We start from the raw sequence: 13,514 nt of genomic DNA on the forward strand, positions 1-13,514 counted from the left end.
AACTCCAGCAATTTTCGAGCGCACGCCTATACTGGCGAAACAGACAAAAGTGATTCGGGAGCCTGTCGATGTTCGCTCTCATGCAAAGCTCCCGCCTTGAATCGCTGCACTTAAGCGTAGACCCGGTGACCGGGTTGAAGGCGGTGATTGCCATTCATTGCAGCCGCCCGGGGCCTGCCCTGGGAGGTTGTCGTTATCTTTCCTACCCCGACGACGAAAGTGCCGTGGCCGACGCCGTGCGCCTGGCCCAGGGCATGAGCTACAAGGCTGCCCTGGCCGGCTTGCCCGTGGGGGGCGGAGTGGCGGTCATCATGCGCCCTGCGCATGTCGAAAGCCGGGCCGCGCTGTTCGAAGCCTTTGGCCGTTGCATCGAGCAACTGGATGGTCGCTATATCACCGCCATCGACAGCGGGACGTCGGTGGCGGACATGGACTGCATCGCCCAGCAGACCCGTCACGTCACCAGCACCACCGCCTCGGGAGACCCGGCGCCGCACGCGGCGATGGGCGTCTTCGCCGGTATTCGCGCCACGGCGATGGCCCGTTTGGGCAGCGATAACCTGGAGAGCCTGCGCGTCGCGATCCAGGGCTTGGGCAACGTCGGTTATGCCCTGGCCGAACAACTGCACGCGGCGGGCGCGGAACTGCTGGTCAGCGACATCGACCCCGGCAAGGTCCAGTTGGCCATGGAGCAATTGGGTGCCCACCCCATCGCCAACGATGCATTGCTCAGCACACCGTGTGACATCCTGGCGCCTTGCGGGCTCGGCGGCGTGCTCAACAGCCACAGCGTGGCGCAACTGCGTTGCTCGGCGGTCGCCGGCTCGGCTCATAACCAACTGAGCAACTTGCAGGTGGCTGATCAATTGGAGAGGCGCGGGATCCTCTATGCGCCGGACTACGTGATCAACTCCGGCGGCCTGATCTATGTCGCCCTGAAGCATCGCGGCGAAGAGTTGCCGACCATCACCGCGCACCTGTCGAAGATCGGCGCCCGGCTCACGGAAGTCTTCGCCCACGCCCAGGCGGAAAAACGCTCGCCAGCCCGGGTGGCCGATGAGTTGGCGGAGCGTTTGTTGTACCGATGACGCCGTCGCGAGGTACTAGGGGCGACTGCCCTCGGCCAGTACGGCGGCCCGGCGTTCGCGGCTGTAGTTCAATGCGAAATGCGCCACGAGACCAAAGATCAGTCCCCAGAATGCGGCGGCCAAACCGAGGAAGCTCATGCCCGAAGCTGTCACCAGGAAGGTGATCAGCGCGGCTTCCCGTTGTTTGTCGTCGGCCATGGCACCGGTCAGCCCGGCACTGATCGCGCCGAACAAGGCCAGGCCGGCGAGGGACGCGATCAATTCTTTCGGCAGCGCGGAAAACACCGAGGCCAAGGTCGCGCCAAAAATGCCCATCAGGATGTAGAAGACCCCGCAGGCAATCCCGGCGATGTAGCGTTTGTCGCGGTCCTCATGGGCTTCGCGGCCGGTGCAGATCGCTGCGGTGATCGCGGCCAGGTTCAAGCCATGGGAGCCGAACGGAGCCATCAGGATCGAGCCGATGGCGGTGAAGGAAATGATCGAGCGAGCCGGCGTGTCATAGCCGGCGGTGCGCAGCACGGCCATGCCCGGCACGTATTGACCGGTCAAGGTGACCAGCGCCAGCGGCAGGCCGATGTTGATGATCGCGTGCCAGCTCCACTGCGGGGCGATGAAGACCGGATGGGCCACCGCAACATCGATCGAGCCGCTGTTGAGTTCGCCGAACGAAGCTGCCACCGCGCAGCCGATGATCAGCACCGACAGGATCGCGTAGCGTGGCGAGAAGCGCTTGAAGGCCAGATAGGCCGCGATCATCGCCAACACCAACACCGGTTGCAGTTCAATGGACGTGAACAGCCCGGCGCCGAAGCGGAACAGGATGCCGGCGAGCATGGCGGCGGCAATGGCCTTGGGCAGGCGGCTCATCAGTTTGTCGAACGCGCCGGACAGGCCGACCACGGCGATGATTACCGAAGCCACAATGTAGGCGCCGATGGCCTGGGGCAGGGTAACGGTGGGCAGCATCGACACCAGCAACGCCGCGCCCGGCGTCGACCACGCCGTGATCACCGGAACCCGCAGGCGCCAGCTCAGGAACAGCCCTGTCACCCCGCTGCCAATGGAAATGGCCCAGATCCATGACGACACCACATCGTTGGGCAGCTGTGCTTCCTTGGCGGCCTGGAACACGATGATCAGTGGGCCGGCGTAGGAAATGATCACGGCAATAAAGCCTGCGATGATCGCGGAGAGGGATAGATCCTTTCTGATTGTGTCCATGAGGTCTCGGCTTGGCGCGCTGGGCACCCGAATGTTGGCGGTTGGGGGAATTGACTGAGTCGATTTTCGTGAGTGTATTTGAACGGATTGAATCGATTCAATAGGCGCGGTGATTAATCATTGAAATATTTTCACGGCGCTACGTTTTATCGCTGTGTAGGCGATTTCATCTGGCTATACGGCTTTTCGTGCTTCGGCATTCTGGCAAAGCAGTGAATCGATTCAATCAACTCAATTTGCGCCGCTTGCCGGAATGAGCCGCACGGCGCCTTGTGCTATGCTCGGCCACTGATCATTTCTACGATGGGCATTCGTTATTCATGTGGGTTCCCCAGCTAAGCGACACCAGCCAGCCGATGTACCTGTCGATCGCCGATGCACTGGCGCGCGATATCGACAGTGGAGTGTTGAATGAAGGTGATCGGCTGCCGACGCTGCGGGAGCTGGCCAGTGCGTTGGATGTCACGCCGGGCACCATCAGCCGGGCATACAGCGAAGCCCATCGGCGTCATTTGGTGCGCGGGGAAGTGGGACGCGGCACTTATGTGCTCAACCGCCAGTTACTTGAACTGCCGACGAGCAACAGTGCCGTGGCGCTCAACCTTGGCCAGCCTGAATTACTTGATCTGTCGATCATCAAACCCTACAGCGAGACGTTGGATTATTGGTTGCGCGGTGCGCTGGTGGGCATGGCCAGGAGCACCGATTTCGCTCGCGCCCTGGATTACGCCCCCGACGGTGGGCATCCGGCCCATCGTGAGGCAGGGGCGCAATGGCTTCGCCATTCATTGCCCGACGCTCAATGGCAACAGGTGGTCATCACGTCGGGTGCCCAGCATGGCTTGATGGTAGCGATGAGCGCCTTGACCCGTGCTGGCGACCTGGTGCTGTGCGAAGCGCTTTGCTATCCCGGCATCATTTCCCTTGCCCATGGCCTGGAACGTCGCCTGCGCGGCGTGCCGATGGATGACGAAGGCATCATTCCCGAGGCGTTGCGCGAGCTGTGCCTGCGGGAAAAACCGGCCATGCTGATTTGCGTGGCGACGTGCCAGAACCCCACGGCGGCAATCATGTCGCAACAACGCCGGGCCCAGATTGCGGCGCTGGCCGAAGAGTTCGATTTCATCATCCTGGACGATGATATCTACGGTTTTCTCGCGACCGATCCCTCGACCAAGCCGTTGGCCGCCTTTGCACCGGACCGTTCGGTGTACCTGACCAGCCTGTCCAAGTCGATCATGCCGGCGCTTCGCATCGGTTATCTCCATAGCCCGCCGAAACTGCTGTCGCGCCTGACCTCAATGGTGCGCAGCAGCGTCTGGATGCCCTCGCCGTTGACCGCGCAGTTGGCCAGCAACGTAATCACCGAGGGCCTGGACAAGAAGCTGGTTCGCATCCAGCGCAACGAAGCGGCTGCACGGCAAGCGATTGCCCAGGAAGTCTTCGCCAGGTTCGAGCTCAAGGCCCAGCCTTACTCGTATCACGTCTGGTTGACGTTGCCCGAGCCATGGACCAGCGATGAATTCACCATGCTCGCCCGGGCCAACGGCGTATTGGTACTCAGCGGCAGCCAGTTCCAGGCTGAACGTTCAGGCACCGCCAGCCGGTGCGTGCGCCTGGTGCTGATGTCCCCCACCAGCCAGGACGAATTGCGTTTCGCCCTGACCAAGCTCGCCAGCCTGATCGATTCGGACCCGCGTCGTTTCTATTGATAAAAAAAGATCGCAGCCTTCGGCAGCGCCTACGCGGTGTAGGTGCTGCCGAAGGCTGCGATCTTTTGGTCATTCGTCCGACGGGTTGAGCAACTCGGACAGGGCGTCCGGCTGGCTCTTGAATGCCTTGGCGAACACATCGCGATTCTTCGCCATGTAGATCCCGGCTTCTTCCACCTGTTGCTCGCTCAGCGATGGAACGGCTTTTTGCAACACCTCGGCCAGCAATTCGGCGAGCTCCAGCATTTTGTCATGACGGTCAGCTTCGGCTTTATCCATGAACAAGCGCTCCAGATCTCGGCTGCTGCGGTATACCACTTCGACGGCCATTCACCACCTCACATGCCTTCACATTGGTTATCGTGCGACTACTGTATTTATATACAGGCTAAAGAATAAGCGAATCCCTTCCCTTTGGATAGTGGCTTTTTAATGTAGCCGGTTTCGAGTCTTGTCGCGTAAGCCGTGCCTGTTCGCGACGCCGCCGTTTCGTGTGACACGTGTCGAATACCAGCCCATCGCCATCTCATCCAGGACACTGGCCTTTTTTCTGCATGCAGAACAACCGTCACGTCCAACCCGCATCATCCGGTCGAGTCGACCTAAGGAAACTACATCGTGAAAATCAACTGGGCCGAGAACCTGCGCCAGAACGTGCATCAACTGGCCGAATCGCTGGGCAACCTGTTCGTCGAGACGTTTCACTACCTGGCGCTGTTCGCCATTGGTGCGGTGACCGCATGGGCTGCGGTAATGGAATTCCTGCAGATGATCGAAACGGGACACATCAAGATCGATGACATCCTGCTGCTGTTCATCTACCTCGAATTGGGTGCGATGGTCGGGATCTATTTCAAGACCAACCACATGCCTGTACGGTTTTTGATCTACGTGGCGATCACGGCGCTGACGCGGCTGCTGATTTCCAACGTCTCCCACCACAGCCCGCCTGATCTGGGGATCATCTACCTGTGCGGCGGCATCTTGCTATTGGCGTTCGCGATCCTGGTGGTGCGCTACGCCTCGTCGCAGTTCCCTTCGGTGAAGATCGAACATCCGCACCGCAAGATCGGTGCGGGTTCCAGTGAACATACCGAAGTGGAAAAGGGCGAGATCTAGAGGCCGGCGGCAGAAGGTGCCGGGCCTTGGGCTTGGGGTGGCGGCACTTTGATGTTGTCACCGCCGGTCATGGCTTCGAGGATGGCCACGGCGCTGTGGCCCTGTTCGATGGCGATCCCGAACTGGATGCTCTGCACCAGACGTTTGAGCCGTTCCGGATCGTTGCGTTGCTGGGCGCTGATCATGCGCTTGGCGACGATGCGCCCGCCCTTGGAAAGGGTCAGCATGATGCTTCCGTCCAGGCCCTGAATGCTCAGGTTGATTTGATACTGCGGCGCGAAGGCGTCCGTAATGATCTGAAAAGGGTTGTCCATGATGCGTCACCGCCTGATTGAACGTGCAGTTGTTGACCGGCCATGATCGGGATTAGTTCGCAATACCGGACCACCGGCCATTCCATGATCGTGTCCATCCAAAGGTTGCGGAGGGCGTCAGCCTCAAGGAATCGCCGTCTCGCCGCGTTCGGTAGCTTCTGCAGGCTCCTGTAGAGGAGTTAGCAAGGGCCATGCCGGAAAAACTGTCGGACAATGATCACGGCGCCTGACGAACGAATGCTCTGGAATGCGGCTTTCCATGCAGCCCGTTTCGGGGCAGGAAGCGGTTGATGTTCGCTGACGGTGCAAGAAGGGAAGGTGTTTGGAGGGGCTTGGGTGGGGTGAGGCAACTCCCGACATTAACAGCGCTTTTGCCCGTTGTCCGGCTTTATTTGCAAATCAATATTTATCTTTTTCCAGGGCTTGAATTGTTCTTCCGCCAGCCCGACTCTGTACTCAAGGGGCCGTTGCGCTAACGTCGATTGGCCCCTGGCGAGCTAGCCGAAATAAGGGATGAACTATGCAAATCCAAGTCAATAGCGATAACCATATTCAAAGCAGCATCCGACTGGAGGAGTGGGTACGTACTACCATTGAAAGCACGCTCGAACGTTACGAAGAAGACCTGACACGGGTCGAGGTCCATTTGGGGGATGAGAACGGCGACAAGCCCGGTCCCCATGACTTGCGTTGCCAGCTCGAGGCGCGGCCAAAAGGCCACCAGCCAATTTCGGTGACGCACAAGGCGGAATCGCTGGAGCTTGCCATCGAAGGCGCGGCCAGCAAACTGGAACACAAGTTGGAGCATCTGTTCGGCAAACTGCGCGGCAAGCGCGCTGCCACCAACGGGCCGACCGAGTCGATTGCGCTGGCCGATGCCATGCTGGAAGAAGAATTCCTGGAAAACGAACGGGCCGCGCTCAACGGTTGATCGCCCCGTCCCAACTTAAGTCTGACTGAAAACGGGCCTGCTAATGCAGGCCCGTTTGCGTTTAGCGCAGGAACGCCTGGCGATACTCTCCAGGCGTCGCGCCCAGGGCCTGGCGAAATCGGTGGGTGAAGTGGCTGGCGCTGGCAAATCCACAGGCCAGCGCTACATCGCCCAGCGGTTGCGAAGTGCTGCGCAATAGCTGCCGCGCCTGGGACAGGCGTCTTGCCAGCACATACTGATGGGGTGGCAATCCGAAGCTTTCGCGGAACATCCGGGCAAAGTGGTATTCGGAGAGCGCGCACAACGCAGCCAGTTGTCCCAGACTGATGGCCTCGGCCAGTTGAGCGTCGATGTACTCCACCAGCATGCGCCGCTGGTGAGGAGCGAGCCCGCCCTTGAGACGAAGGTCCTGGCGTGGGCTGACCTGGCTGAGCAGCAAGTGGCTGAGCATGTCATGGGCGAGGCTGGTGGTGAGCAGGCGCTCGGCGGGCTCGTCCCAATTCAGGTTGATCAACTGGCGAAAGCGCTGCGCCTGTTGCGGGTCGTCAAGAAACGTCGCTTCGTGCAACTGCACTTGCCTGGGTTCGCGGTCGAGTAGCGTGACACAGCCAACGGCAAACTGCTCCGGGCTGAAATACAGGTGGGCCAGGCGGATGTCGCCGTTGATGACCCATGCTGATTCATGCTCTGCCGGCAGGACGCAGAGTTTGTCGGGCGCTCCGGTGGTATCAGGCCGCTCGCGGCGAAACGTGCCGGTGCCGCCGGCGATATAGCACGACAGCGTATGGTGGGTCGGCGCTTCGTAGTCGCGGGCGTCGTGATGATTGCTCCACAAAGCGGCCGCCATGCCGTCACCGAGCTCGGCGCTGTGCTCAAGGCGAGCATTGGGCGAGCTGTTGAGGGCTTGGAAGACTTGCAGGGTTTGCAGACTGGCCATGATCGTTTCTCCAACGCTTGCATCCTACTCCGTCATCCGCCCCGTGCCAGCCTGACCCGCATAAAAACCGCAAGTTTACGCAAGCGCCGGACATGCATCGACGTGACACTGGAGGCCATTGCCAGGAGTCACCCTCATGAACCTCTCGTTGTACCTGCTGACCGTACTCATCTGGGGCACCACCTGGATCGCCTTGAAGCTGCAGTTGGGCGTCGTCGCGATTCCCGTGTCGATTGTCTATCGCTTCGGTCTTGCCGCGCTGATCCTGTTCGCGATGCTGGTGCTCAGCCGGCGTCTACAAGTGATGAACCGGCGCGGCCACTTGATCTGCCTCGCCCAGGGCCTTTGCCTGTTCTGCATCAACTTCATGTGTTTCCTCACCGCAAGCCAGTGGATTCCCAGCGGATTGGTTGCGGTGGTGTTCTCCACCGCGACCCTCTGGAATGCCATGAACGCCCGGGTGTTCTTCGGCCAGCGCATCGCCCGTAACGTGTTGCTGGGCGGCGCCTTGGGACTGTTCGGGCTGGCGCTATTGTTCTGGCCGGAACTGGCTGGTCACCGCGCAAGCCCGCAAACCTTGCTCGGGTTGGCGTTGGCGTTGCTGGGGACGTTGTGTTTCTCGGCGGGCAACATGTTGTCGAGCCTGCAACAGAAAGCCGGCCTCAAGCCGCTGACCACCAACGCCTGGGGCATGGCATACGGGGCGGCGATGTTGTCGGTGTGGTGTCTGTTCCAGGGCATCCCGTTCGACATGGAATGGAACGTTCGCTACGTCGGCTCGCTGCTGTACCTGGTGATCCCAGGCTCGGTGATCGGGTTCACTGCCTACCTGACGCTGGTCGGCCGCATGGGTCCGGAGCGCGCAGCGTATTGCACGGTATTGTTTCCGGTGGTGGCGTTAAACGTTTCGGCGTTCGCGGAAGGCTATCAATGGACGGCGCCAGCGCTGGCAGGGCTGGTGTTGGTAATGCTGGGTAACGTGCTGGTGTTTCGCAAGCCACGACCCGTAGCAACGGAAGTCGCGCTGGGTGCCCGCTGATGCACAACGTCAGGCGATAAACCCTGTGGCGAGGGAGCTTGCTCCCTCGCCACGGTGTGTTTTATTTCCAGACTTGCGGGTTGACCAGATTCTTCGGTCGTTCGCCGGTCAATGCGCTGCGCAAGTTTTCCACGGCAAGATTGGCCATGGCTTCCCGGGTTTCGTGGGTCGCCGAGCCGATGTGTGGCAAGGTCACGGCGTTTTTCAACTGGAACAGTGGCGACTCGGCCAGCGGCTCTTTCTCGTAGACGTCCAGCCCGGCGCCACGGATGCGCTGGGTCTGCAGGGCTTCGATCAGTGCTGGCTCGTCCACCACCGGACCGCGGGAAATATTGACCAGGATCGCGCTCGGTTTCATCAGGCCCAGTTCGCGCTGGCCGATCAGGTGGCGGGTCTTCTCGCTGAGGGGCACCACGAGGCAGACGAAATCCGCTTCGGCCAGCAACTGGTCCAGTTCGCGAAATTGCGCGTCCAACTCGTTTTCCAGCGCTGTCTTGCGACTGTTGCCGCTGTACAGGATGGGCATGTTGAACCCCAGCCGGCCACGTCGGGCAATCGCCGCCCCGATATTGCCCATGCCGACGATGCCCAGGGTCTTGCCATGCACATCGCTGCCGAACAGTTGTGGCCCGACGGTTGCCTGCCACTGTCCGGCCTTGGTCCAGGCATCCAGTTCAGCGACGCGACGGGCGCTGCTCATCAGCAGGGCGAACGCCAGGTCGGCAGTGCTTTCGGTGAGCACGTCGGGGGTGTTGGTGAGCATGATCCCGCGTTCATTGAAGTACGCCAGGTCGTAGTTGTCATAGCCCACCGACACGCTGGATACCACCTCAAGCTTGGTGGCGTGCTGCAATTGCTCGCGGCCAAGCTTGCGGCCGACCCCAATCAGTCCATGGACATGGGGCAGGGCTTCGTTGAATTGCGCGTTGATGTCGCCCTTCGACGGGTTGGGCACGATCACGTCGAATTCCTGTTGCAGGCGTTCGATCATCGGCGGTGTGATACGGCTGAAGGCAAGTACGGTTTTTTTCATCGTGCAAGGCTCATCTGCATGGAATACCAAGCACGCTAACATTCTTGGCGGCGGTTAGGCGAGAGGGGACGGCGTAATCGCAGGGCCACCAGTCTCTTGTGGGAGCGAGCTTGCTCGCGATAGCGGTGTATCAGGCGACGACAGACTGGCACATGAATCGCTATCGCGAGCAAGCTCGCTCCCACAGGGATTCTCAGAGATTCATGCCGCGCGCAGGGAAATAAAGGCGTAATTGACGGGGGCCTCCGTGACCACCCGCGCGCCACTGGCCATGACCTGGCTGGCAATGTCATCCCCAGACAAATGGAACTGCCATTCGCTGGCTTGCGGCTGCAGTGGCTGCGAACGGGCCAGGTCGATGGCCGCGGCAAACGCCTCCATGTTCGGCAGGTACGCCGTGAATCCGTCGCCCTTCAGGGCCGTGGTGTGAATGCCCAAGGAGGCGCAGATGCGTTCCTTGATGCCGATTTCTTCACGGTCAGCCTGACGTGAGCGCTCGATCAATCCTGCCAGCTCCTGATCCACCAACTTGCCGCCGACGATCAACTGCGGCCCCGTTTCCCACGACTCCGGTGGACAGTCCTTGGCGGCGGTATTGAGCGGGATGTGCGGATTGATTTCCATCGGATAGATGCGGCACACCAAAGGCCTGCGCTCATAGATGCTGCACAGGTTGTCGGCATTCAGGTTGTGGCAGGGGCCGGCGTTGTAGGCGGCAAAAGTGATTGCCACCAAGGCTTCGCTCGTGCCGCTGCGGACCACCGCAGAGCGCCGTTCGGCATGTTCGCGCTGCGCCACGGGCAGGCCGAGGCCATTGGGCAGGAAGGCCTCGATCAGGACGATCACTTGACCGCCGTCACTCGCCCACATCCTGGCTTCGTCGAGCGTCAGGGGAACGTGATGACCGGAGCAGCACTTGCCGCACCCTACGCAGGAAAACGTTGTATTCATTAATCGACCGCAGGCAAATAGGCTGGAAGCGGCGTCAGAAAAACGCCGTAATGAGCGGTGCGAAGCAAGTTATGCGCCATTCACTGGGACGTGCCGGCGGGACGGATCGAGTCCCATTCGGTAACGAAGGCGGTCTTGGTTTTCTTGCGGTAGAGGCACAGTTCGGTGCCGGTCACGCCTTTCATGTGCTTTTGCGGGTATTGGCCCTGCAACAGCAGCGCGGTGTAGCCGACGCGGTCATCGAATTGCGCTGCGGTGCCGACCGGTTCGGCGTTTTTCAAGCCACTGGCCTTGACGCAACTGGCGAGTACTTTCTTGTCGTAGGTGGCCCAGGCGTCGGAGCTGGAGGCGTGGGCCTGCGACGACAGGGCGATCAGGGTGAAGAGAATCAGGGCTGGGGTTTTCATCAGGAAAGTCCTTGTTCTGGGAAACCAGGACAAGAGTATGCCTGAGGCGAGGGCGAAGGGCGGGTGACGAGAATGGATCGCGGCTTTCGTTGCGCTGGAGCCAAAGAAAGCTGCGATCGATTTTCAGCGAACTCAGCGGCCTTGTTCAGCCACGGCCTTGGCCGCCGTGATCAGGCACTTGGTCAGTTCGGGCGAAGAGAACTTGGTCAGCACGCCGTTGGCGCCGGCCAATCGTGCTTTTTCGCTGTTCATGGCGCTGTCGAGCGAGGTGTGCAGCAATACGTAGAGATGGGCGAAATCCGGCGTCTCGCGCAGCGTGCGGGTAAGTGCATAGCCGTCCATCTCCGACATCTCGATATCGGAGACGATCAGGTTGATCTCCTGCGCGGTGCCTTGCAGCTCCAGCAGGCAATCGATGGCTTCCTTGGCGCTGCGGGCCGTGTGGCATTGCAGGCCCAGGTTGCGCAGGGTATGCACCGATTGTTGCAGGGCGACCTGGCTGTCATCGACCACCAGGATCCGCGCGTTGCCGAGCACTTCGGCGTCTTCCATGCTCAGCTCGGTGGGCGCCGTCTCGATCTGTGCTGGGGCGATGCCATGGATGACTTTTTCGATATCAAGCACTTGCACCAGCGTGCCGTCCACCGAGGTCACACCGGTGATGAACGCACGCACGCCGCCGGAGCCGTAGGGCGGTGGCTTGATGTCGGTGGTCAGGCAATGGACGATTTTGCTCACAGCCTGGACATGCAGGCCTTGTTTGGAACGGCTGACGTCGGTGACGATCAGGCAGCCGCCATCGGGATCTTCCAGCGGGCGCTCGCCAATGGCGCGGCTCAGGTCGATCACCGACAGTGATGTTCCGCGCAGCGTGGCGATGCCTTTGACGTGCGGGTGCGACTCCGGCAGTTTGGTCAGCGGCGGGCAGGGAATGATTTCACTGACTTTGAGCAGGTTGATTGCCATCAGCTTGCCGCTGCGCAAGGTAAACAGCAGAAGCGAAAGTGAATCTGCGCGGGCTTTGTTGGAAGACATAAAAACCTTCTGTGTAAAAAGGTGGGGCGAGCGATGTAGATCGCCAAGACAGCTTTTGATAACGGGTTATCGACTTGTAGGGGGCAGGCTTTAGGGCGAAAGCTTGTCGATCGCATGGATCGCTGCCACAAGCCACTATTTCAGGCCCAGCCGTTTCGCCATCCGCCCCAGGTTCGCCCGGTCCAGGCCCAGCTCGCGGGCGGCGCTGGCCCAGTTGTGCTGGTGACGTTCCAGGCAAGCGCTGATGATTTGCCTTTGATAGTTTTCCATGGCCTGGCGCAGGTCGCCGGTCATGATTTCCGGCTGCGCTGGTGCAGCGATAGCAATGGGTGCGTTGTCCGAGGCTGCGCGGGGCAGGTCCAGGTCTTCGGCGCTCAAACTGAGGATTTTCGGCCGTACCTTGCAATGACCCAGCGCTTTCAACGCGCTGCGGCCAATCAGATGTTCCAGTTCGCGCACATTGCCCGGCCAATCGTAGGCCAGCAGCGCGGCCTGGGCATCGCTGGTCAAGCGCAGGCTCCCGAGGCCCATGCGCGACCGGTTCTGTTCCAGGAAAAAACCGGCGAGCAGCAACACATCACGCCCGCGATCACGCAGTGCGGGCACCTGCAGCGGGTACACGCTCAAGCGATGGTAGAAGTCGGCCCGATAACGGCCATTGCGCACTTCGTCGGCGAGGTCGCGATTGGTCGCCGCGATCAGGCGTACGTCGACGCGGTGTTCCTTGTCCGAGCCCAGGCGTTGCAACTGACCGCTCTGCAAGACCCGCAGCAACTTGGCCTGGACGGTCAGGGACAGCTCGCCCACCTCATCGAGGAACAAGGTTCCGCCATCGGCCAGTTCGAATTTGCCGCGCCGGTCGTTCATGGCGCCGGTGAAAGCGCCGCGCACATGACCGAACAGCTCGCTTTCCACCAGGGTGTCCGGCAGCGCGGCGCAGTTGAGGCTGATCAGCGGTTGGTCGGCGCGGTTGGAGGCTGCGTGTATCGCCTGGGCGACCAGTTCCTTGCCGACGCCGGTTTCGCCGGTGATCAGCACCGTCAGGTCGCTGCCGCCCACCAACTTGATTTCTTCCACCAGGCGTTTGTGGGCCTTGCTCTGGCCAACCATGTCGCGATGCTGCTGGCCGCTCGCCTGGCGATAGACCTCGGCGCGGTGATGCTCATCCTCGGCCCTCAGAGCCAACCGCTCGATCCGTTCGGCGGCGCTGACAGTGGCGGCGGCGAGGCTGGCAAAGGCTTGCAAAGCGCTCAGGTCGATCGGTTCGAAGCGTTCCGGATCCAATGAATCAAGGGTCAGCAACCCCCAGGGCCGCTCATCGACGAACAGCGGGCAACCCATGCAGTCGTGGACTTCCAGATGTTCGTCCAGGCCTTCGACCAGTCCGTCGTAGGGATCGGGCAGGTCACTGTCGGTGGCGAAGCGGGTTGGCTGCGAATTGGCGAGCAACGCCTCGAAACGCGGGTGTTCGTTGATACGAAATCGCCGTCCCAATGTGTCGGTGCTCAAGCCATCCACGGCCAACGGCACGAGGCAATCCCCGTCCAGGCGCAGCAGCGCGGCGGCGTCGCATGGCAGCAGGGCGCGCAGGGCACCGAGCAAGCGCCGATAACGCTCGCCTTCCGGCAGTTCGCGGGACAGATCCGCCACCAGGGGCAGCAGTGAGGTGAGCAAGGAGGTTGCGGTCATAATGACTCCAGTTGGTCATAACGACTATAAAGGTTGCG

The 13,514-nt window shown here is 60.9% G+C and carries 14 protein-coding genes; 5 read left to right on the plus strand and 9 right to left on the minus strand.

Annotation, left to right across the window (positions count from 1 at the left end):
* Nucleotides 1-68 precede the first annotated feature (68 nt).
* The gene (locus KSS97_RS05750) at nucleotides 69-1,088 is read left to right on the plus strand and encodes a Glu/Leu/Phe/Val dehydrogenase family protein (RefSeq protein WP_030139906.1); all 1,020 of its coding nucleotides are present in this window, start codon (nucleotides 69-71) and stop codon (nucleotides 1,086-1,088) included.
* 15 nt (nucleotides 1,089-1,103) lie between these two features.
* Here KSS97_RS05750 and KSS97_RS05755 read toward each other — a convergent pair whose 3' ends face one another.
* Nucleotides 1,104-2,309, minus strand: coding sequence for a benzoate/H(+) symporter BenE family transporter (locus KSS97_RS05755; RefSeq protein WP_030139907.1), 1,206 nt, complete (start codon nucleotides 2,307-2,309; stop codon nucleotides 1,104-1,106).
* 320 nt (nucleotides 2,310-2,629) lie between these two features.
* On the opposite strand from KSS97_RS05755, the gene KSS97_RS05760 reads away from it, so the two are divergent.
* The gene (locus tag KSS97_RS05760) at nucleotides 2,630-4,021 is read left to right on the plus strand and encodes an aminotransferase-like domain-containing protein (RefSeq protein WP_030139908.1); all 1,392 of its coding nucleotides are present in this window, start codon (nucleotides 2,630-2,632) and stop codon (nucleotides 4,019-4,021) included.
* Nucleotides 4,022-4,090: 69 nt separating this feature from the next.
* Here the strand turns inward: KSS97_RS05760 and KSS97_RS05765 are convergent, their stop codons facing one another.
* Nucleotides 4,091-4,351, minus strand: coding sequence for a YebG family protein (locus KSS97_RS05765; RefSeq protein ID WP_003205410.1), 261 nt, complete (start codon nucleotides 4,349-4,351; stop codon nucleotides 4,091-4,093).
* Nucleotides 4,352-4,639: 288 nt separating this feature from the next.
* Between KSS97_RS05765 and KSS97_RS05770 the strand changes: the two genes are divergently transcribed.
* The gene (locus tag KSS97_RS05770; protein WP_030139909.1) at nucleotides 4,640-5,140 is read left to right on the plus strand and encodes a phosphate-starvation-inducible protein PsiE; all 501 of its coding nucleotides are present in this window, start codon (nucleotides 4,640-4,642) and stop codon (nucleotides 5,138-5,140) included.
* Here the strand turns inward: KSS97_RS05770 and KSS97_RS05775 are convergent.
* Complete coding sequence (locus tag KSS97_RS05775; RefSeq protein WP_030139910.1) at nucleotides 5,137-5,454, minus strand: DUF3509 domain-containing protein; 318 nt, start codon at nucleotides 5,452-5,454, stop codon at nucleotides 5,137-5,139. The genes KSS97_RS05770 and KSS97_RS05775 overlap by 4 nt on opposite strands.
* A 520-nt stretch (nucleotides 5,455-5,974) precedes the next feature.
* Here KSS97_RS05775 and KSS97_RS05780 point away from each other — a divergent pair.
* Entirely contained in the window at nucleotides 5,975-6,385 is a 411-nt protein-coding gene (locus tag KSS97_RS05780) for an HPF/RaiA family ribosome-associated protein (RefSeq protein ID WP_030139911.1), read from the plus strand.
* A 61-nt stretch (nucleotides 6,386-6,446) separates the two neighbouring features.
* Here KSS97_RS05780 and KSS97_RS05785 read toward each other — a convergent pair whose 3' ends face one another.
* Entirely contained in the window at nucleotides 6,447-7,322 is an 876-nt protein-coding gene (locus tag KSS97_RS05785) for a helix-turn-helix domain-containing protein (RefSeq protein ID WP_198796631.1), read from the minus strand.
* 136 nt (nucleotides 7,323-7,458) lie between these two features.
* Here KSS97_RS05785 and KSS97_RS05790 point away from each other — a divergent pair, with 136 nt between their 5' ends.
* Nucleotides 7,459-8,361 carry a DMT family transporter gene (locus tag KSS97_RS05790; RefSeq protein WP_030139913.1) on the plus strand — a complete coding sequence of 301 codons (903 nt, stop codon included), beginning with the start codon at nucleotides 7,459-7,461 and terminating at the stop codon, nucleotides 8,359-8,361.
* Between the two features lie 61 nt (nucleotides 8,362-8,422).
* Here KSS97_RS05790 and KSS97_RS05795 read toward each other — a convergent pair whose 3' ends face one another.
* From KSS97_RS05795 to norR, 5 genes are all read right to left on the minus strand, one after another.
* Complete coding sequence (locus KSS97_RS05795; protein ID WP_217861275.1) at nucleotides 8,423-9,394, minus strand: 2-hydroxyacid dehydrogenase; 972 nt, start codon at nucleotides 9,392-9,394, stop codon at nucleotides 8,423-8,425.
* A gap of 201 nt (nucleotides 9,395-9,595) precedes the next feature.
* A complete protein-coding gene (locus KSS97_RS05800) occupies nucleotides 9,596-10,345 on the minus strand; it encodes a YkgJ family cysteine cluster protein (RefSeq protein WP_217861276.1) in 750 nt (249 codons plus the stop codon).
* An 80-nt stretch (nucleotides 10,346-10,425) separates the two neighbouring features.
* Nucleotides 10,426-10,752 (minus strand): hypothetical protein, encoded by a 327-nt coding sequence (locus tag KSS97_RS05805; RefSeq protein WP_217861277.1) that lies wholly within the window; start codon nucleotides 10,750-10,752, stop codon nucleotides 10,426-10,428.
* 132 nt (nucleotides 10,753-10,884) lie between these two features.
* Entirely contained in the window at nucleotides 10,885-11,787 is a 903-nt protein-coding gene (locus tag KSS97_RS05810) for a chemotaxis protein CheV (protein WP_030139917.1), read from the minus strand.
* A gap of 135 nt (nucleotides 11,788-11,922) precedes the next feature.
* Entirely contained in the window at nucleotides 11,923-13,476 is a 1,554-nt protein-coding gene (gene norR / locus KSS97_RS05815; protein ID WP_198796629.1) for a nitric oxide reductase transcriptional regulator NorR, read from the minus strand.
* Nucleotides 13,477-13,514: the final 38 nt, after the last annotated feature.

Source organism: Pseudomonas alvandae (genome assembly GCF_019141525.1).
Classification (GTDB): domain Bacteria; phylum Pseudomonadota; class Gammaproteobacteria; order Pseudomonadales; family Pseudomonadaceae; genus Aquipseudomonas; species Aquipseudomonas alvandae.

What these genes read in the sequence shown, in the direction of transcription:
- KSS97_RS05750 (WP_030139906.1), top strand. Translation starts at nt 69, where the DNA reads ATGTTCGCTCTCATGCAAAGCTCCCGCCTTGAATCGCTGCACTTAAGC.
- KSS97_RS05755 (WP_030139907.1), bottom strand. Translation starts at nt 2,309, where the DNA reads ATGGACACAATCAGAAAGGATCTATCCCTCTCCGCGATCATCGCAGGC.
- KSS97_RS05760 (WP_030139908.1), top strand. Translation starts at nt 2,630, where the DNA reads ATGTGGGTTCCCCAGCTAAGCGACACCAGCCAGCCGATGTACCTGTCG.
- KSS97_RS05765 (WP_003205410.1), bottom strand. Translation starts at nt 4,351, where the DNA reads ATGGCCGTCGAAGTGGTATACCGCAGCAGCCGAGATCTGGAGCGCTTG.
- KSS97_RS05775 (WP_030139910.1), bottom strand. Translation starts at nt 5,454, where the DNA reads ATGGACAACCCTTTTCAGATCATTACGGACGCCTTCGCGCCGCAGTAT.
- KSS97_RS05780 (WP_030139911.1), top strand. Translation starts at nt 5,975, where the DNA reads ATGCAAATCCAAGTCAATAGCGATAACCATATTCAAAGCAGCATCCGA.
- KSS97_RS05785 (WP_198796631.1), bottom strand. Translation starts at nt 7,322, where the DNA reads ATGGCCAGTCTGCAAACCCTGCAAGTCTTCCAAGCCCTCAACAGCTCG.
- KSS97_RS05790 (WP_030139913.1), top strand. Translation starts at nt 7,459, where the DNA reads ATGAACCTCTCGTTGTACCTGCTGACCGTACTCATCTGGGGCACCACC.
- KSS97_RS05795 (WP_217861275.1), bottom strand. Translation starts at nt 9,394, where the DNA reads ATGAAAAAAACCGTACTTGCCTTCAGCCGTATCACACCGCCGATGATC.
- KSS97_RS05800 (WP_217861276.1), bottom strand. Translation starts at nt 10,345, where the DNA reads ATGAATACAACGTTTTCCTGCGTAGGGTGCGGCAAGTGCTGCTCCGGT.
- KSS97_RS05805 (WP_217861277.1), bottom strand. Translation starts at nt 10,752, where the DNA reads ATGAAAACCCCAGCCCTGATTCTCTTCACCCTGATCGCCCTGTCGTCG.
- KSS97_RS05810 (WP_030139917.1), bottom strand. Translation starts at nt 11,787, where the DNA reads ATGTCTTCCAACAAAGCCCGCGCAGATTCACTTTCGCTTCTGCTGTTT.
- norR (WP_198796629.1), bottom strand. Translation starts at nt 13,476, where the DNA reads ATGACCGCAACCTCCTTGCTCACCTCACTGCTGCCCCTGGTGGCGGAT.